Source organism: Pseudomonas parakoreensis (assembly GCF_021602155.1).
In the GTDB taxonomy this organism is placed as follows: domain Bacteria; phylum Pseudomonadota; class Gammaproteobacteria; order Pseudomonadales; family Pseudomonadaceae; genus Aquipseudomonas; species Aquipseudomonas parakoreensis.
Window position 1 is genome coordinate 64,330 of the sequence record NZ_BQHY01000009.1, and the last position, 18,563, is coordinate 82,892.

General features: G+C 61.2%; 11 protein-coding genes. 1 reads left to right on the forward strand and 10 read right to left on the reverse strand.

Going from position 1 to position 18,563, the window contains the following annotated elements; translation table 11 throughout:
- Nucleotides 1–44: 44 nt before the first annotated feature.
- Nucleotides 45–1,145, reverse strand: a complete 1,101-nt coding sequence (gene gbcB, locus L6D63_RS15550; RefSeq protein ID WP_041069889.1) for a glycine-betaine demethylase subunit GbcB — start codon at nt 1,143–1,145, stop codon at nt 45–47.
- A gap of 282 nt (nt 1,146–1,427) precedes the next feature.
- Between gbcB and gbcA the strand changes: the two genes are divergently transcribed.
- Nucleotides 1,428–2,720 carry a glycine-betaine demethylase subunit GbcA gene (gene gbcA / locus L6D63_RS15555; protein WP_047297065.1) on the forward strand — a complete coding sequence of 431 codons (1,293 nt, stop codon included), beginning with the start codon at nt 1,428–1,430 and terminating at the stop codon, nt 2,718–2,720.
- Between the two features lie 115 nt (nt 2,721–2,835).
- Here gbcA and L6D63_RS15560 read toward each other — a convergent pair whose 3' ends face one another.
- From L6D63_RS15560 to L6D63_RS15600, 9 genes are all read right to left on the reverse strand, one after another.
- Entirely contained in the window at nt 2,836–4,080 is a 1,245-nt protein-coding gene (locus L6D63_RS15560; protein WP_047297066.1) for a metallophosphoesterase family protein, read from the reverse strand.
- A gap of 25 nt (nt 4,081–4,105) precedes the next feature.
- Nucleotides 4,106–5,974 (reverse strand): c-type cytochrome, encoded by a 1,869-nt coding sequence (locus L6D63_RS15565; protein WP_131670559.1) that lies wholly within the window; start codon nt 5,972–5,974, stop codon nt 4,106–4,108.
- Nucleotides 5,975–6,172: 198 nt separating this feature from the next.
- Nucleotides 6,173–9,625, reverse strand: coding sequence for a GMC oxidoreductase (locus tag L6D63_RS15570; protein WP_131670560.1), 3,453 nt, complete (start codon nt 9,623–9,625; stop codon nt 6,173–6,175).
- A gap of 1,041 nt (nt 9,626–10,666) precedes the next feature.
- Nucleotides 10,667–11,437, reverse strand: a complete 771-nt coding sequence (etfB, locus tag L6D63_RS15575; RefSeq protein WP_047297069.1) for an electron transfer flavoprotein subunit beta — start codon at nt 11,435–11,437, stop codon at nt 10,667–10,669.
- A gap of 15 nt (nt 11,438–11,452) precedes the next feature.
- On the reverse strand, nt 11,453–12,673 hold the full coding sequence (gene etfA / locus L6D63_RS15580) for an electron transfer flavoprotein subunit alpha (RefSeq protein ID WP_131670561.1): 1,221 nt from the start codon (nt 12,671–12,673) through the stop codon (nt 11,453–11,455).
- Nucleotides 12,673–14,622, reverse strand: coding sequence for a dimethylglycine demethylation protein DgcB (gene dgcB, locus L6D63_RS15585; protein WP_131670562.1), 1,950 nt, complete (start codon nt 14,620–14,622; stop codon nt 12,673–12,675). Before dgcB ends, etfA begins: the two co-directional genes overlap by 1 nt.
- A gap of 145 nt (nt 14,623–14,767) precedes the next feature.
- On the reverse strand, nt 14,768–16,828 hold the full coding sequence (gene dgcA / locus L6D63_RS15590) for a dimethylglycine demethylation protein DgcA (RefSeq protein WP_095668140.1): 2,061 nt from the start codon (nt 16,826–16,828) through the stop codon (nt 14,768–14,770).
- A 15-nt stretch (nt 16,829–16,843) separates the two neighbouring features.
- Nucleotides 16,844–17,374 carry a DUF5943 domain-containing protein gene (locus L6D63_RS15595; protein WP_007926354.1) on the reverse strand — a complete coding sequence of 177 codons (531 nt, stop codon included), beginning with the start codon at nt 17,372–17,374 and terminating at the stop codon, nt 16,844–16,846.
- A 78-nt stretch (nt 17,375–17,452) separates the two neighbouring features.
- Nucleotides 17,453–18,430 (reverse strand): dipeptidase, encoded by a 978-nt coding sequence (locus tag L6D63_RS15600; RefSeq protein ID WP_131670563.1) that lies wholly within the window; start codon nt 18,428–18,430, stop codon nt 17,453–17,455.
- Between the last annotated feature and the right edge of the window lie 133 nt (nt 18,431–18,563).

Genomic DNA, 18,563 nt, shown 5'->3' on the forward strand with positions numbered 1-18,563 from the left:
GATCTAAAGATCGCAGCCTTCGGCAGCTCCTACAGGGATCCGGCTCAGAATTCGATTCTGACGTCGCCTTTCGGCACGCTGCAGCACGACAGAATGTACCCCTCGGCCTCGTCGTCCTCGGTAATCCCGCCGTTGTGCTCCATCTCTACTTCGCCGCCCAGTTTCATCACCTTGCACGTGCCGCAGATCCCCATGCCGCAAGCTTTCGGGATCATCAGGCCCAGCTTGGCCGCCGCCGCATGCACGGTTTCGCCCGGGGCCACGCGAATGCTCTTGCCGGAAGCGGTGAACTCGACCTGATGCAGATCCGCCGCATCGATTTCCGGTGCTTCGGCCGCTTGTTCGGCTTGCTCCACTGCATCGGCGCGAGCTTCCGGTGGCGTGGCGCCGAAGGATTCCTCGTGATAACGCGACATGTCGTAGCCGGCGGCTTCGAGCAGGCGCTTGACGGCGGTCATGTACGGCGTCGGGCCGCAGCAGAACACTTCACGCTCGAGGAAGTCGGGAACCATCAGCTCCAGCATCTTGTGATTGAGGTAGCCGCGATAGCCGGCCCACGGCTCGCCCAGCCCGTGTTTCTCGCAGATCAGGTGCAGGCTGAAGTTGTCGATCCGCGACGCCATGTGCTCCAGCTCGCGGTGATAAATGATGTCTTTCGGCGAGCGGGCGCTGTGGATAAAGGTCATGTCGACATTGGCGTTGGTGTCGTAGAACCAGCGCGCCATCGACATGCACGGGGTGATCCCCACACCACCGCTGAGATACAGCACTTTCGGGCTCGGGAAGTCGATGGCATTGAACAGCCCGACCGGCCCGTGCACCGCCAGCTCCTGGCCTTCATGCAGGGTGTCGTGCAACCAGTTGGAAACCTTGCCGCCCGGCACGCGTTTGATGGTCACCGAGAAGCTGTACGGCACCGACGGCGAACTGGAAATGGTGTACGAACGCATGATCGGCTGACCGTCGATTTCCAGCTCCAGGGTTACAAACTGCCCAGGCTTGAAGAAGAACAGGATCGGCTGGTCGGCCATGAAGCAGAAGGTGCGTACGTCCCAGGTTTCCTGGATGACTTTGACGCAACGGACGATGTGTCGGCCATTGGCCCAGGTCTGGGTGGTGACCGGATTCAGGAAGCTGTTGGACATGCTGTTCTCCACGGCCGACTGTCGGCCTTCATGTGGCGATTCTGCGTATAGCGTGAACCGCCCGTTTACCTATCCGCGACATCGGCATACTTATCGCGACCAGCCCCTAACCACCGGGGGTTACGCGTCGGGAACAGATTGCACCATGTCGCCCATGGATAAGGTTCCGGGCAGCGCCGGCCCCACACTCGTCTCACACCAAGACAACTTCTTTACACCTTGCGTAGCAACCCTGATCAGCCACTTTCGCCGGCCACGCAGATGGCCTTGAGGATCACATTGATGGACACCGCAAAAATCAGCCTGGGCGACCCGCTGGAACCCGCACGCAAGGCCACCGCACAGATGCTGCAGGAGCGCGAACGTACCTTTTCGCTGCCGCAGCCGTTCTATAATGATGAGCGCCTGTTCGATATCGATATGCAGGAGATCTTCCAGAAGGAATGGTTGATCGCCGGCATGACCTGCGAGATCCCGGCCAAGGGCAACTACATCACCCTGCAGATCGGCAAGAACCCGATCATCGTCATTCGTGGCGCCGAGGGTGTGGTGCATGCGTTCCACAACGTCTGTCGCCACCGAGGCTCGCGCCTGTGCACCAGCGACAAGGGCAAGGTTGCCAAACTGGTCTGCCACTACCACCAGTGGACCTACGAGCTGGACGGTCGCCTGCTGTTCGCCGGTACCGAGATGGGCGCCGACTTCGACATGAAGCAGTACGGCCTCAAACCGGTGAACGTGAAGACGGCCGGCGGCTACATCTTCATCAGCCTGGCGGAAAACCCGCCGGCCATCGATGACTTCCTGTCGACGCTGAACCACTACATGGAACCGTACGACATGGAGAACACCAAGGTGGCGGTGCAAACCACCTTGATGGAAAAGGCCAACTGGAAACTGGTGCTGGAAAACAACCGCGAGTGCTACCACTGCGGCGGCTCGCACCCTGAATTGCTGAAAACCCTGCTGGAATGGGACGACGTGACCGACCCGCGCGCCGATCAGGCGTTCAAGGATCACGTCGCCGCGTCTGCTGCTGCCTGGGAAGCCGAGAAAATCCCTTACGCCCACGCCAGTTTCGGCCTGCGCAACCGCATCGTGCGCATGCCGCTGCTCAAGGGCACCGTGTCGATGACCCTGGACGGCAAACAGGGCTGCGCCAAGCTGATGGGCCGGATCAAGAATCCGGACCTGGGTTCGATGCGCATCCTGCACCTGCCGCACTCGTGGAACCACTGCATGGGCGACCACATCATCGTGTTCACCGTGTGGCCGATCAGCGCCCAGGAAACCATGGTCACCACCAAATGGCTGGTGCACAAGGACGCCGTCGAAGGCGTGGATTACGACGTCGAACGCATGCGCCAGGTGTGGGACGCAACCAACGACCAGGACCGGCGTCTGGCCGAAGAAAACCAGCGCGGGATCAACTCCACGGCTTATCAGCCGGGGCCGTACTCCAAGACCTATGAGTTTGGCGTGGTCAACTTCGTGGACTGGTACAGCGAGCGGATGCTGAACAACCTCGGGGCGGAGCCAGCGCCGTACCTCAAGGGCGTGCCTGTCCAAGGCTAAAAACATCGCTGGCAAGCCAGCTCCCACAGTGGTCGATGGTGTTCACAGATACCGTGTACACCGCAAAACCTGTGGGAGCTGGCTTGCCAGCGATGGCGTCAGAACATTCACCGCCTCACGTCGATGACCACCTCAAACTGCCATCCTCCCCAATAAACTCCTCAAAAATCTCCTCCCCCACCAACCTGATTTTCGCGTAGCCGTTCAACACCCGCAGCGGATAGTCCGGATCGTTCGCATCCTGCGTCTCCGAAAACAGCACCCGCGAATGGCCGTTCAGCTCGCTGGTGGTGCCGTAGGGAATCGCTCCGTGTCCGGCGCAGCGCGCATGCAGTCCACCTTGTGGCGCATAGACGATGCCGTTGTGCAGATGCCCCCAATACCAGTAATCCGGCTCGCGCCCCAGCGCATCACACACCGGTTGATACAGCGCGGTCTTGTGGTGCCCGGTGATGTCGAAGCCCTGATGGTGGCTGAGCACCATGAGTTTCTTGCGTTTCGGCAGGCCCTTCATCCACTCGATCTGCGGTTTGTTGAGGGTGCCGTCCATGTACAGGTTCATGACATCCGAAGCGTACGCGGTGTCCAGCCCGACAATCAGCCAGTCGTCGTTGATCAGGGCAAAGTAGCTGGTGCCTTGCTGCCGCGGAAAACGCGCGGCCAGTTCCTTGAAGTAACCGTGGGCGCCGCTGTACATCTCGTGATTGGAGTTGAGGGTGAACGAGCCGTGGGTGCCCATCGGCCAGCCGGCCATGTCGGTGTCTTCCTGGGAGTGGCTGCCGGCGTAATAAACATCCCCCAAATGAATGGTGAAATCAGCGTTCGCCAGTTGCATCTGATTGGCCACCGACACCGCCGGCGCGTGGCTGTTGAACGGCCCGGTGCCCCAGTCACCGGCAATCGCCAGCGTCACTTCGCGATCCATGGTCACCATCGCCGGGTCAGTGCCGAAAGTCGCGTGATGGCGCAGGTTTTCGATCCACTTGAGCAGCGCCTCGCTCCACAGCAGATCCAGCAGTTCCCATTTGCGACATCCCAGCAGCGTGCCGTCCTTGAGCACCTTGGTCTGCAATTGATCGGGCGATTGCGGCAACGGCGTGGCATTGCCGATGCGCAGGATCGACAGACCATGGGACAACTCCCACGGCACCGCCGGTTCGTCGTCCGGCAGCTCGCCATTTTTCAGCACGTATTGCGCCTGATCGTGGCCGCGCTGCAGCAGCTTGATGATTGCCTGAAACTCCTGCGGCTCCAATTCGCTGATGAGCTTCATCCAGGCCATTTCCATGCGCGTGAACAAGCCGTGAATGCGCACCTTGACCTTGTCGTATTCATGCTTCAGATGACCGACCGCTGACATGGCGTAATCCTCTATCCGTAAGGGTTCACAGGGTTTTCATGAATTCGATCAACGCACGCTTGTCGTCGTCCGACAGCGTGGTGCCATACAGGTGACCGCTGTTGTGGTTGCCCTCCAGCCGCGTGTCGTATGTGAAATCGGCCGAGGCTTTGGCCTGGGCACCCGTGGTAACGAAACCGACGTTGACCGGGTCGTAGACGTCGGAACCGGTGATGAACACCACCGGGCGTTTTTCCGGCGGTTGCAGCAGGTCCCACAGGGTTGGCACCGAACCGTTGTGCAGGTACGGCGCGCGCAGCCAGATGCCGTCGGTCGGCGTGTTGCTGTAGCTCTGGGTCTTGCGATACGCGCCGAAGTCGAACGGCGGTTTCTTGAAGGTGTGGAACGCCGTCACCAGACCGGTGGTGAATGAGTCCAGCCGATGTGGATCGGTGCCGAGCTGATCGATGTTGGTGGTCACTTGCCCGGTGTCGGCGCGACCGAAGTCGTGGCACGCGGCACAATTGGCGTCCCAGAGTGGTTTGCCCTGGACGACCTTGGCCTGATCCAGTGCCCACGGCCACGCCGGTGCCTTGTGCCCGAGCAGCCAGTTGGTCACCCGGTTGAAGCTTGGCGGCAGCACCGATTCCGGGGTCGCGCCCACGGCCATTGCCGCGGCGTAGTTGCGTTCGTGGATCTTGTTGTTATTGCCGTCCCAGTGCAGGTACATCGACTCCCGCGGTTTCTGGTTCCACACTTGCGGCAGGTCGACGGTGCCGATGGTCGAGTCATCCGGGAAGCCGAACACCACCATTTTCGTCGGATTGAAGGTGTCGGTGCGGCCCGGGCCCTGTTGCGGACGCAGCTTTTGCCAGGCGTAGGCCTGTTTCTGTTTGAGCAAAGCGCTTTTCGCCATCGGGATGATCAGGTAGCGGTTGTAGAGCTTCTCGAAAAAGCCCAGCTGGAACTTGCCGTTGATCGCCGCCATTACCGCATCGGTGGTGAATGTCGGATCGCTGGCGCAATCGTAGGCGAACCACTGGAAGGCCTGCAGTTGCAGGGTGTTGGCCGGCGCGCTGGGCACGTTGACCGCGACGTCGCTGGCATTGGCCCGATAGGATCCTGTGTGACACAGCGCGCAGTTCGGTTCCACGGTCGGGTAGCCGATCTGCCGTTTGGCCATGCCGATCGGCAGGTCCTTGCCGTTCTCATAGAGAAAGCCGAAGACCTCCCAGCCGCCGGGCTTGGGCAGTTTTTCCGGGCACATCTGCGGCAGTACGGCGAACAGGTAATACGGGATCCGCGCTTCGATACCCAGGCCAATCGCGGCGTATTTGTAGTGATCTTCGTCGGACGCGTATTCCTGCTCAGGCACAACCCGCAGCATCTGGTACCAGGTCTCGTAACCGATAAACCCCAACACCGCGACAACCACCAGCGTGCCGACCTTGAAGGCGTGACGCTGCCATTGCCGCGCCCAGGCCGCGCGCCACTCGCGCCAGCCGTCGCACAGCAGCTCCCAAGGCCGGTTCGCGGGCGTGGTGCCGAGGTACAGCAGAATGCCGAGGATCAGGAAAAAGCTCAGATCGCCCAGCAGCATCGGCACGAACACCGAGCCTTGGCTGCTGGTGTTGATCAGGTAAATCCAGAACACCACGGCGATCAGCCGCGTCAGTACGCACAGCCAGGAATGCACCACATAGCGCGGCGCGTTGAAGCCCGACGGCATGTAAAACACGCTGATGCCCACCAGCAGCATCCCGGCGTTTTCCAGCCACGGGTCGGAGAGTTGCGGCGGCAGACCGACCACCGATGTCAGCAACCCCGGCGCAAACAGCGCCGGGATCGCGAACACCATGTTCATCGCAATGCCGAGCCAGATGAAGCGTTGAAACCAGCGGATGTAGCTGTCCATGTCTTCCATTTCCTTGTGCAGACCTTGGGAGAGTCCCTCTGTGTGATGGGCTTTTGTGGCGAGGGAGCTTGCTCCCGCTCGGCGGCGAAGCCGTCGTAAACCCGGCAAATGCGGTGTTTCAGGAAAACCGCACGCTCAGATTTTGGGGCCGCTTCGCAGCCCAGCGGGAGCAAGCTCCCTCGCCACAGGAAAACCTCATCAACCGAGGGCCGTTTTCTCCAGGTGCTCAAGGATGATCGGATACACATCCACCACCGCGTTCTTGCCGAACATGCAATCGATGTGGCCGTAACCCGGCACCACATGCCGGCTGTAATGTTCCGGCCCGTGGACTGCGCAGACGCGCTGGTAGGTCTTGAGCGTGCTTTCCGGCAGGTAACACTGGTTCTCCGCGCCGCTGATAAAGCAGATCGGCATGGTCAGCCGCTCAAAGTGCGGCATGTACACATCGTTGCCCTTGAAATCCACCAGATGCCCTTTGCGCACGATCAGCGCCAAATGCTCGAAAGTCTCGATGTTCGACTCGCCGAACAGTTCGTGCAGGTTGTCGTGCAGGGTTTCGTTAAGGGTGTCGTGGCGATACAGCGAGGCGTACATGAAGGTGATGCGGTGGCACACCGGGTTGGTGCAGTAGCCCTGCGCTTCGATCCGCGCGTAGCCGTTGAGGGCCTTGTCATAGAGCCGGTTGAACCAGTTTTCCTTGCTGTCGGCGTAAGCGGTCATCGATTTGATACCGATGGCGTCGAGCATTCCCGGCAAGTGCAGACCCGCCTTCAGTCCCGTGGCCGTGGCGACCACGGTGTCAGCGGCAATCTGCGAGCAGACCACCGAACGCACGCCTTGCAACCCCGCCAACAGCGACATGAAGAACGTCGTCGCGCCGTAGCAATGCACCACGCATTGCACGTCTTTGGCCTGGGTTTCTTGCTGAATTTGCGCGATGGCAGCCTTGAAGTCGTACTGGGCGATCTGGTCGCCGTTCCATTCTTTCTTGCTCGCCGGCAGCAGAATGCTCACCCGGAAATCCAGCAGCCACACGTCGTAATCGTGCTTGCACAAATACTCCAGCAGGTTGGTCTGGATGGTGTCGGTGGAGAAGATATTCGAACCGACACCCAAGCCATGCACCAGCATCACCGGGCCTTTGCTGCCGGCCTGATAACGGGTCAGGCGCAGTTCGACGCCGTCCTCGGTGGGGAAGAAATGCACCGCCGGGGTTGGCGCATCCAGCGGCCGTTTCAGCCGTGGCGGCGCGTCGGGATTGAAGTATTTGTCCCCTGCAAACACCCCGCCGTAACTCTCCCAGAGAATCCCGGCGAAGAACTTGCCGAAGCGCGCCAGGCCTTCGATGCGCTCACGCTCGTTGCGCGCGTTGAGCACTTTCATGGTAGTCATCTGCTTGGCGAAATCGGTCGGATGAATGTGCATCACCCCGGAGCCGATCACCTCGCCCGACTTGTCCGGCCCGCGGTACAGCGTCACGTACAGGGTGCTGGTGTCGTGCCAGATATTCAGCACGCCGTTGTCTTCCGGCACGGTTTTGAAAGCGCTGAAGAAATAGTCGGTGCCGTCCTCGGCGCTCAGCTTCATGTCGTATTTCATGTGCCGCGTATCGACCTGCTGCTCGAACTGTTCGAACAGGTTGAACACGCCGTTGCTGGCGGTCAGCGGTTGCGGCGACAGCGCCGGGGCATTGACCGTACCGACAATGGTCGCGGCGTGCTCCGGCTCCTTGATCATCCGGTTGAGGTCGTTGGCGGTGATGGTCAGGGTGAAGTCGATCGGCGAGTTGTCCGCCTCACCGCGTTTGGCCGCCGCTTCGTAGACTTTCAGATCGGTGCTTTGTGCGGCGGTGAAAGCGCGGGAGAAATAGCCCTTCATGGTTTCGGTGAACTGCACGCCGAGGGTCGGCGGTGCCACCTGTTTGCGCGGTGCCGAGGGCAGTGTGTAGTCGATGTGCCAACCGCGGTCAGCGGCGAGCAGGCCCATGTTGCGCTCGCTCACGGCAGAGATGGTCAGCAGCGGATTGACCGCCAATGATGTCGGAATCACCGCGCCGTCCGTCACGTACAGATTGGCGTAAACATCGGTGCCACTGGCGCCGCTGAACACCTGACCCTTGTGATTGACCACGCCCTGCCCGGCGTCTTCACCCATCACGCAACCGCCCAGCGGATGCACCGAAACGATGCTGTGCTTGAGCAGCTGGGTCCAGATCGGGTTCTCGACCCAGACCCCGCCGAGTGCCTTGGTGCTCTGGTACAGCCGCTCGTTGCCGAGCTTGAAGTTTTCCTGCTCGCCGACACCCGGCCAGTCGATGCGCAACTGATCCTTGCTGTCGAGCAGCATCCGGCCCTGGCCACTGTCGTGGCTCATGATCAGGTAGGTCTGCATGTTGTGCAGCGCGCCGTAATACGGGCCGCGCAGGAAGCTTTCGGCCTCGCGCTCCTTGTAGCCAAGCTTGCCGCTGAAACTGTCGTCGGTGGCCTTGCCGATCATCTCGGCAAACCCGGCCATCGCCGGCACCATTGGCCGGCCGAGCGCGCCGGGGATCGAACCTTCCTCGATGACCATGCGGCTGCGCCAGTCACCTTCGGTGCGCATGTCGATGACCGAGGTGATGCACGGGCCAACGGGGTGCAGTTCCTTGGCCGAATGCGCGCCGAAGCCGATGCCGTTGATAGTCTGCTCGCAGTTGTGGCCGAAGCCGAGGATGTCGCCATTGCCGCTCATGTTCTCGCCGAGCTGGCCGGACATCACCAGGCCTTTGTCCCGCGAACGCAACAGAATCTCGGTGGAACCCAGGGTGCCGGCAGACACCACCACGATGTCGGCTTTCACGAACAGCGTCGGTGCGTCGAATTTCTCGCGCCCACTGTCGAGGTACTGGAAGTGCACGATCCAGCCATCGCCGGCGCGCTCCAGATGACGCACTTCGGCCTGGCAGAAAATCTCCGCACCGTGATTCCAGGCATCCGGCAGGTAGTTCATCAGCGTGGTGTTCTTGGCCTTGTTGTTACAGCCCGAGACGCAGTCGCCGCACTGGTTGCACGGCAACTGTTCAACGCCGACGTGGTTGAGATTGTTCGGCAGTTTGTCGAATGTCACGTTGATCGGTGGCTTGTAGAAGTGCGCGCCTTGCTTGAGGTAGTCAGCGGACTTTTTGTTGGCGTCGAGCTTGGGCAGGTTCGGTGCACTGTTCGGGTACGGATTGGGTTTGAGCATTTCCCGGGCGCGGGCGTAACCGTCCTTGAGCAAGGTATCGCGGTGTTCGCGTACCGCTTGCGGCCAGCGCGGGTCGTCGAACACCCCGGGCTCTGGCTCCAGTGCCACGTTGGCGTTGATCAACGACGTACCGCCGAGGCCACAGCCCACCACCACATTCTGCTGGGCATTCACGTGCAGATCGAACAGGCCGGTGCGCGAGCCAATGTGGCCGTCCGGGTCGTGGATCTGCAACTCTTCAGTCGCGGCAATCATGGTGTTGGGGTATTCACCGGGCTGAATTTCCCGCCCGCGTTCAAGCAGGCACACCTGCTTGCCGGCCCGGGACAGCCGCGACGCAGCAATGCCGCCGCCATAGCCGGAGCCGATAACGATCACGTCATAGTGTTCCTTGATCTCGCTGATGGGCGTTGCGATGCGTGTCATGAAGGTGTTCCTCTCTCAGGCAGATGGGGGGCAACTCTGCGGTTGCCTGCAATCAATGGGCGAACGGGCACCTGGCCTCCGGGCGAGCCCGGCGACAGCACAACGGTCGGAACAGCAGGTCGCTACAGACGAGCGTGTTGATTGGCCGCACGTCGTAACGTGCGCTTGCGGGGCGTGGGGGGATGGCGGTGTGGGCGGCTATCCATCATGCGTTCTCCCAGAACCTGATGTGGATAAGTGACGGCTGTCCTTGTGCCATTGCAGTGAAGACAGCGCAGGAATCGAAGTCAAGGCCGCGCCTTAGAACTGTATGAAATCTGATCAATTGCCGTTTGGACTATACCCGGCAAGGCCTGCAGGGTTTGGCGAACAAGTTATCCACATAGCCATGCACAGCAAATGGGGGTAACTGTGGATGAACCGAAAAATAACGGGCTGACTTATGAAGAAAAATCGTGACTTATCCAGAAGGATGGTTTGCACGAGTGATTGAGTGTTTTTTGATCAAGTCTCTACATGCCACGTTTCATAAGGCCTGCAGAGGATGGCGAACACGTTATCCACAGAAGCGCCAACAGAGTTCGGGGGTAACTTTGTTGCAGCTGTGGAAAAGCGCTGAGTGCTGCGCAATTCGTGGGATTGCGCGGGAATTATCAGCTTTAAAAGCCTAATCGATCATTTATTGAGCAATTCTCTACAAGCCATGTTTCATAAGGCTCACAGCGTATAGCGAACATCTTATCCACAGAAGCGCCAACAGAGATTGGGGGCAACTCTTGAAGTTATTCAGGAGAAAATGCTCTGGAAAACCGTGACTTAGGCTGGTTGTTTTTTGATCTCGGGCCTGGAGGGCTTGAACGGCGTGGGGTACAGGGATGGGCGAACACGTTATCCACAGATCCGCCAACAGGGATTGTGGGTAAACAACACCAAATCGTCGAACCACATCCTGTAGGAGCTGCGGCACGCTGCGATCTTTTGATCTTGATCTTGAAGATCTAAAGATCGCAGCCTCGTTTCACTCGACAGCTCCTACAGGGGTCAGCGGACGACGCCTTCTTCAATCAGCAGTTTGAGGATCGCTTCAGCGCCGGCCTGCGCGGTGACGCCTTTAAGCACTTGTCCCCCACCGCCACTGGCCTTGGCCGTCGCCGCTTTCATCCGGTCCGCACCGCTCTTGGCCTTGATCACCTTCAAACGTTTCGGCCGTGGTTTGGCCGGTTGCAAGGTGGCGACGGTCAGCAGTTCATCGTCCAGCACTGCCACATCTTCGGCATTGAGCACACCCCGCCGCGCCGGGCCGTAGGCGCTCTGGCGTGGCTTGGGTGCAGCGTTATCCACAGTTGCCAGAAACGGCAGCTTCACCTTGAGACGCCGCCGCTGCCCACGGGGCAAGGCTTGCAGCACCAGCGCCGAGCCGTCGCTGATCGATTCGACCTGCGCCAGTCCTACCACCAGCGGCCAGCCCAGTCCTTCGGCGAGCAGGAACGGCAACATGCCCGAGCCTTCGCCGGTTTCCGCCTGCGTGCCGGTCAGCACCACCTGGGCGCCGGCATCGCGCAGATACGCGGTCAGCGCCGGCAACGCGTCGGCGCCAGCGGGTTGCTCCAGCACGTGCATCTGCGCGAGTCCCATGCCCAGATAGGCGCGCAGCGCCGGTTCGGCAACGTCCCCGGCGTGCAGCACTTGCAGGTTATCCCCAGCCAGTTGCAGGCCCAGTTCCACGGCGCGCGCGTCCTGTTCGGCACGGCGTGGCCGGCCCGAGGTCGGGTGGGCGCCGATGGAAACCAGGCTGATGACATTGGTGTTCATAACTGTGTCCTTCCCTTAAGCCGCATCGCGCTTGGCGTCGTTGCGGTAAGCCGCTACCGCCGCGATCAAGGCTTGAAGAATCTCCGCGCTCTCGCCGATCACCGACAGGTCGGCGCGTTTGATCATGTCGCACCCCGGGTCGAGGTTGATCGCCACCACCTTGTCGCAGGCACCGATGCCCTGCAGGTGCTGGATCGCCCCGGAGATACCCACAGCCACATAAACCCGTGCGGTGACCCAGGTGCCGGACGCGCCAACCTGCCGGTCACGGGCCATGAAGCCATCGTCCACGGCCACCCGCGAGGCGCCTTCGGTGGCGCCGAGCGCCGCCGCCGTCTCGTGGAACAGCGCCCAGTCCTTGACCCCGTTGCCGCCGGAGAAAATGAACTCGGCTTCGGCCATCGGAATCGCCGCCGGGTCCACCGCCACCGCACCCAGATCCTCGATCCGCGACAGGCTACGCGCCACCGTTGTGGATAACTCCACTGGCAGGGCTTCGTGACGGGTTTCGCTGACCGGTTCGGCGCATTCGGCAGCAGCCAGAATCAAGCGGGCGACCGGCCGCGCCAGGTCTTGCAAGCCCGCGCCAGCGCGCCCGATGCATTGCTGATCCTTGACCTGCCAGACCCGTGTGGCCGGGCGATCGCCCAGTGCGGCAGCAAAGCGCCGACCGAGTTCACCGCCACCGCTGCGGCTGTCCGGCAGTAGCCAATGGCGCGGGTTGAACTGGTTATCCACAGCGCGCAAGCCCTGTACCCGTTGTTCCGGTGCATAACCGCTGAATTGGTCGCCCTCCAGTACCAGCAAACGATCGACGCCGGCCGTGGCGAAGGCGCTCTCTTTGTGTTCGCCAAACACCACCGCCAGCACCGCACCGTCCTTGCCGGCCAGTTGGTGAGCCAGGCCCAGCAGGTCGCGGTCGTGGCTGCTCAAACGCCCACCGACCATGTCCGGCACCACGCTGATGTAGAACGCCGGGGCCGGTACCTGATGCAGCGGCAGTTGCACTTCAACCGTGGCCGAGCGTTTGACCGCCCCGCCCTGTTGCGCGCCGCTGCGGTCAATACGCTTGATGCCGTTGGGGCCGATGAAACCGATGCCGTGCAGGTTCTTGCGGATGATCCCGTTGGGGCCCATCCAGCTGTGTTGCGCCGGTTGCATGGCCGCGTGCAGCGGGTGCAGACGGTTACGCGCAATCCATTCGGCGCGTGGGTCGCGGCGGATAATGTCGCTCATCAGTGGGCCTCCGCAGGTTCACGTTTGGCCGGCGTGGCAGGCTTGTCTGGCGCGGCATCTTCAAGCAGCGCGTCGGCCACCAGTTCGGCGATGTCCTTGATCAGCGGACGCGGTTCGACCACGCCTTCGAGCATCGCCGTGCATTGTGGACAACCCACCGCCACCAGCTCGGCGCCGGTCTCGCGGATGTCTTCCATGCGCATGTCGGGAATCCGCTGCTTGCCCGGAATGTCAGTGATCGGCGCACCGCCACCACCGCCGCAGCAGCGCGAGCGGAAGCCGGAACGCTGCATCTCTTTGACCTCGATGCCGAGGGCGCGCAGCACTTCACGCGGCGCCTCGTACTCGCCGTTGTAACGACCGAGGTAGCACGGGTCGTGATAGGTCACGCTGTTGCCTTTGTGCTGACCGAGGTTCAGCGCACCGGCCTGAATGATTTCCGCCATGTAGGTGCTGTGGTGCTGCACCAGGTAGTTGCCGTCGAACGCGCCGTACTCGTTTTTCAGCACATGGAAACTGTGCGGATCGCAGGTGACGATGCGGTTGAAGCGGTATTTGGCCAGGGTCTGGATATTGCGTTTGGCGAGCAACTGGAACGTCGCTTCGTCACCGAGACGCCGGGCCACGTCGCCGCTGTCGCGTTCTTCGAGGCCGAGTACGGCGAAGTCGATTTTCGCGGCCTTCAGCACTTTGACGAACGCACGCAAGGTGCGCTGGTTGCGCATGTCGAAGGCGCCGTCGCCGACCCAGAACAGCACGTCAGTGGACTTCTTCTCGCTCAGCAGATTGAGGTTCAGGTCCGCCGCCCAGTTCATCCGCCCACCCGGGGCAAAACCGCCGGGGTTGTCGGTGGCGATCAGGTTTTCCAGGACTTCGGCGCCCTTGTTCGGGGTCGCGCCTTTTTCCAGCGTCAGGTGGCGGCGCATGTCGACGATCGCGTCGACGTGCTCGATCATCATCGGGCATTCTTCGACGCAGGCCCGGCAGGTGGTGCACGACCACAGGGTTTCGGCATCGACCAGACCGTTGACGATCGGTTGATGCGGATTACCGCTGTGCTCACCAATTGGCTTGCCCGGATACGGACTGCCAGCAAACTTCGCGTCAGTGCCGCCAGCCAGGCCGACGACCATGTCCTGAATCAGCTTTTTCGGGTTCAGCGGCTGGCCGGCAGCGAACGCCGGGCAAGCTGCTTCGCACTTGCCGCACTGCACGCAGGCGTCAAAACCGAGCAACTGGTTCCAGGTGAAATCCTTGGGTTTTTCCACACCCAGCGGCGCCGATGGATCGTTGAGGTCCAGCGGTTTCAAACCGGTGGAACGACCGCCGCCAAAGCGCTCGGCGCGACGGTGCCAGGCCAGGTGCAGGGCACCAGCGAAGGCGTGCTTCATCGGCCCGCCCCAGGTCATGCCGAAGAACAGTTCCGACACGCCCCACAAAACGCCGAGCCCGAGAATCGCTGCCAGCAGCCAGCCGCCGAAGTTCTCTGGAAGGATCCCGGCCACCGGCAAGGTCACCAGAAAGAACGACGCCGAGAACGCCAGCAGGCTTTTCGGCAGACGCATCCACGGGCCTTTCGACAGCCGTGCCGGCGGGTTGAGCCGACGCCGATAAACGAAGATTGCCCCGACGAACATCAACGCCGTCATCAACAGCAGCGCGTAGCCGAGGATGCGGTTATGCAGGCCGAAACCGTGCACCAGAATCGCCAGCACAATCGACGCCACCGCACCACCGGCCGTGGCCACGTGGGTGTTGGCGATGTATTTGTCCCGCGCCACCACGTGGTGCAGGTCGACCATGTAGCGCTTGGGCATGGCGAACAGGCCGCCGATCAGATCGACCTTCGAGGCCCGGCCCCGACGCCACATGGCCACCCGCCGCAACGCGCCCAGCACCGCAAGGGCCAGGGCTGCGAACAACAGGATTGGAAGAAGGGTGTTCAACATGGTGAAGCTCCCACCAGTACAGCCTGGAGAAACACGGTCTTTGCGTAGGAGCTGCCGCAGGCTGCGATCTTTTGATCTTGCTTTGAACAACAAAAGTCAAAAGATCGCAGCCTTCGGCAGCTCCTACAGGGTTGTGTGCAAGCCGTCAGAAGTCTTTGCAGAGGCGCAGGGCGTCATAGATCGCAGCATGGGTATTACGCTGCGCCACGCAGTCGCCGATGCGGAACAGCAAGTAGCCGTCACCGGTGCTGCTCAGCGAAGGTTGTGGCTGGATCGCGAACAACGCTTCGACGTCGATCTGGCCCTTGTTGCGCGAACCCTCTTTGAGCGCGTAGTAGATTTCCTCATCCGGACGCACGCCGTTCTCCACCACCACCTGATCGACCACCCGCTCCTCTTTGGCGCCGGTGTACTCGTTCTCCAGCACCGCCACCAGCTTGTCGCCTTCGCGGTAGACCTTCTCCAGCATCATGTCGCCGGTCATGATCACTTCTTTCGGGTACATGCTGCGGTAGTAGGTCGGGAACGACGTACCGCCGATGGCCACGCCCGGTTTGATGTCGTCGGTAACGATCTCGACCTGGCTGCCCTTGTCGGCGAGGAAGTCGGCGACCGACATCCCGGTGAACTCGCAAATGGTGTCGTAGACCAGCACGTTCTTGCCCGGCGCGACCTTGCCGTCGAGCACGTCCCAGCTGCTGACCACCAAGCCTTCGGCGGCACCCCAGTGTTCGTTCTGCTCAAGGTATGGATGACCACCGACGGCCAGCACCACGATGTCCGGACGCAGATCCATGAGGGTGTCGGCATCTGCGGCAGTGCCCAGACGCAGGTCGACTTTCAGGCGCGCCAGCTCCAGCTGGAACCAGCGGGTGATGCCGGCGATCTGGTCACGCTGCGGCGCTTTCGACGCCGTGGTGATCTGCCCGCCGATGAATTCTTTCTTCTCGAACAGGGTCACGTCGTGGCCACGTTCGGCCGCCACACGCGCAGCTTCCATCCCGGCAGGGCCGGCACCGACGATCACCACCTTGCGTTTCGGCCCGGTGGACTTCTCGATGATGTGCGGCACGCCCATGTATTCACGGGACGTCGCGGCGTTCTGGATGCACAGCACGTCCAGACCTTGGTACTGACGGTCGATGCAGTAGTTGGCGCCGACACACTGTTTGATCTGGTCGACCTGGCCCATCTTGATCTTGGCGATCAGGTGCGGGTCGGCGATGTGCGCGCGGGTCATGCCGACCATGTCGACGTAACCGCCTTCAAGGATGCGCGTGGCCTGGTTCGGGTCCTTGATGTTCTGCGCGTGCAGCACCGGCACCTTGACCACTTCCTTGATTCCGGCCGCCAGGTGCAGGAACGGCTCCGGCGGATAGCTCATGTTCGGAATCACGTTGGCCAGGGTGTTGTGGGTGTCGCAACCCGAGCCGACGACGCCGATGAAATCGAGCATGCCGGTATCGTCGTAATACTTGGCGATCTGCTTCATGTCTTCGTGGGACAGACCGTCCGGGTGGAACTCGTCGCCGCAGATACGCATGCCGACGCAGAAATCGTCACCGACCTCGGCGCGCACTGCCTTCAACACTTCCAGACCGAACTTCATCCGGCCTTCGAAGCTGCCACCCCATTCATCGGTACGCTTGTTGACGCGCGGGCTCCAGAACTGGTCGATCATGTGCTGGTGCACGGCCGACAGTTCGACACCATCCAGGCCACCAGCCTTGGCACGGCGCGCGGCTTGCGCGTAGTTGCCGATCACCCGCCAGATTTCTTCCGGCTCGATGGTCTTGCAGGTGGCGCGGTGCACCGGTTCACGGATGCCCGACGGTGACATCAAGGTCGGCCAGTGGAAGCCGTCCCAACGTGAGCGTCGGCCCATGTGGGTAATCTGGATCATGATCTTGGCGCCGTGCTTGTGCATGGCGTCGGCCAGATTCTGGAAGTGCGGAATGATCCGGTCGGTGGACAGGTTCACCGAACTCCACCATTGCTGCGGGCTGTCGATGGCGACCACCGACGAACCGCCGCAGATCGCCAGGCCAATGCCGCCCTTGGCTTTCTCTTCGTAATATTTGACGTAGCGCTCGGTGGTCATGCCGCCGTCAGTCGCGTAGACCTCGGCGTGCGCGGTGCTGAGCACGCGGTTGCGGATGGTCAGTTTGCCGATCTGGATCGGCTGGAACATTGCTTCGAAAGCCATGGCGGGTTCCTCGACTTACAACGGCTTGACGGTGAACAGGCCGTCGTCATGGCCTTCTTCGGAGCCACCGTAGACTTGCTCGGCAACCGTACGAATCTTGCTGCCGCGAGCGGCGAGAATCTGATCCATGGCGCCGGCAAACCAGCCGGTGAACATGTAGTCGACCTTGCGCCCGACCTTGCCGTACACGTAGACGAACGCCGAGTGTTCGAGCTTGACGCTGGCGGTGCCTTTGTCGAGGTCGATGTCCTGAATCTTGAACAGGCCCCAGCCGCGTTGCGACAGGCGCTTCATGTAGTGCTCGAACACCGCGACGCCTTCCAGGCCGTGGCATTCCGCTTCTTTTTCGCACCAGTGCCAGGCGGACTTGTAGCCGGCCTTGTAGAGGATTTCGGCATAGGCGTCGGCGCCCAGCACTTCCTCGATGCCCATGTGGTTATTGACGAAAAAGTGGCGTGGCACGTAGAGCATCGGCAGGGCGTCGGAGGTCCAGACACCGGTTTCGCTGTCAACTTCGATTGGCAATTGCGGGGCGATCTTGGCCATGGAAACTTAACTCCAGAAAATTCGGTTTGTTGCCCCCGGCACGGACGGCCGGGGGAAAGGATTCAGAAGTGCGGCGGCTTATTCGCCCCAAACGTCCTTCAAGACGTTCACCCAGTTTTCGCCCATGATCTTGCGTACGACACGCTCGGAGTGGCCGCGCTTGAGCAGGGTTTCGGTCAGGTTCGGGAACTCGCCGACGGTGCGGATGCCCAGCGGGTTGATGATCTTGCCGAAGCTGGTCAGACGACGGGCGTAGCCCTTGTCATGGGTCAGGTATTCGAAGAAGTCCTGGCCGTGCCCCTGGGTGAAGTCGGTGCCGATGCCGATGGCGTCTTCGCCGACGATGTTCATGGTGTATTCGATAGCTTCGGCGTAATCGTCGATGGTCGAATCGATGCCCTTGGCGAGGAACGGCGCGAACATGGTCACGCCGACAAAACCGCCGCGGTCAGCGATGAACTTCAGTTCGGCATCGGACTTGTTGCGCGGGTGCTCTTTGAGACCCGACGGCAGGCAGTGGGAATAGCAAACCGGCTTTTTCGATTCGAGGATGACTTCTTCTGAAGTCTTGGAACCGACGTGGGACAGGTCGCACATGACGCCGACGCGGTTCATTTCGGCGACGATCTCACGACCGAAGCCCGACAGACCGCCGTCGCGCTCGTAGCAGCCGGTGCCGACCAGATTCTGCGTGTTGTAGCACATCTGCACGATACCGACGCCGAGTTGCTTGAACACCTCGACATAGCCAATCTGGTCTTCGAACGCGTGAGCATTCTGGAAGCCGAAGAGGATGCCGGTCTTGCCCTGCTCCTTGGCGCGACGAATGTCGGCGGTGGTGCGCACCGGCATTACCAGATCGCTGTTTTCGCGGATCAGCTTCTGGCTGGCGGCAATATTGTTCACGGTCGCCTGAAAGCCTTCCCACACCGACACGGTGCAGTTGGCCGCCGTCAGACCGCCCTTGCGCATGTCTTCGAACAGCTCGCGGTTCCATTTGGCAATGATCAGACCGTCGATAACGATGCTGTCGGCGTGTAATTCGGCTGGGCTCATCAGGCGTCCCCTTATTGGCGATTCATGCGCCGAATCGTCTGCCGGCGCTTTGGGGCCAGCATATGCCTCGGTGCCGGGGCGACCGGGTGCAAAAACGACAGGGGAATTGCCGAAAGCGTCAATCCGCGACAAA

Bases quoted from the DNA above. Each gene is read 5' to 3' on its own strand.
- dgcA (WP_095668140.1), bottom strand. From the start codon at position 16,828: ATGGCTTTCGAAGCAATGTTCCAGCCGATCCAGATCGGCAAACTGACC.
- L6D63_RS15560 (WP_047297066.1), bottom strand. From the start codon at position 4,080: ATGTCAGCGGTCGGTCATCTGAAGCATGAATACGACAAGGTCAAGGTG.
- dgcB (WP_131670562.1), bottom strand. From the start codon at position 14,622: ATGTTGAACACCCTTCTTCCAATCCTGTTGTTCGCAGCCCTGGCCCTT.
- gbcB (WP_041069889.1), bottom strand. From the start codon at position 1,145: ATGTCCAACAGCTTCCTGAATCCGGTCACCACCCAGACCTGGGCCAAT.
- etfB (WP_047297069.1), bottom strand. From the start codon at position 11,437: ATGAACACCAATGTCATCAGCCTGGTTTCCATCGGCGCCCACCCGACC.
- L6D63_RS15600 (WP_131670563.1), bottom strand. From the start codon at position 18,430: ATGAGCCCAGCCGAATTACACGCCGACAGCATCGTTATCGACGGTCTG.
- L6D63_RS15565 (WP_131670559.1), bottom strand. From the start codon at position 5,974: ATGGACAGCTACATCCGCTGGTTTCAACGCTTCATCTGGCTCGGCATT.
- L6D63_RS15570 (WP_131670560.1), bottom strand. From the start codon at position 9,625: ATGACACGCATCGCAACGCCCATCAGCGAGATCAAGGAACACTATGAC.
- etfA (WP_131670561.1), bottom strand. From the start codon at position 12,673: ATGAGCGACATTATCCGCCGCGACCCACGCGCCGAATGGATTGCGCGT.
- L6D63_RS15595 (WP_007926354.1), bottom strand. From the start codon at position 17,374: ATGGCCAAGATCGCCCCGCAATTGCCAATCGAAGTTGACAGCGAAACC.
- gbcA (WP_047297065.1), top strand. From the start codon at position 1,428: ATGGACACCGCAAAAATCAGCCTGGGCGACCCGCTGGAACCCGCACGC.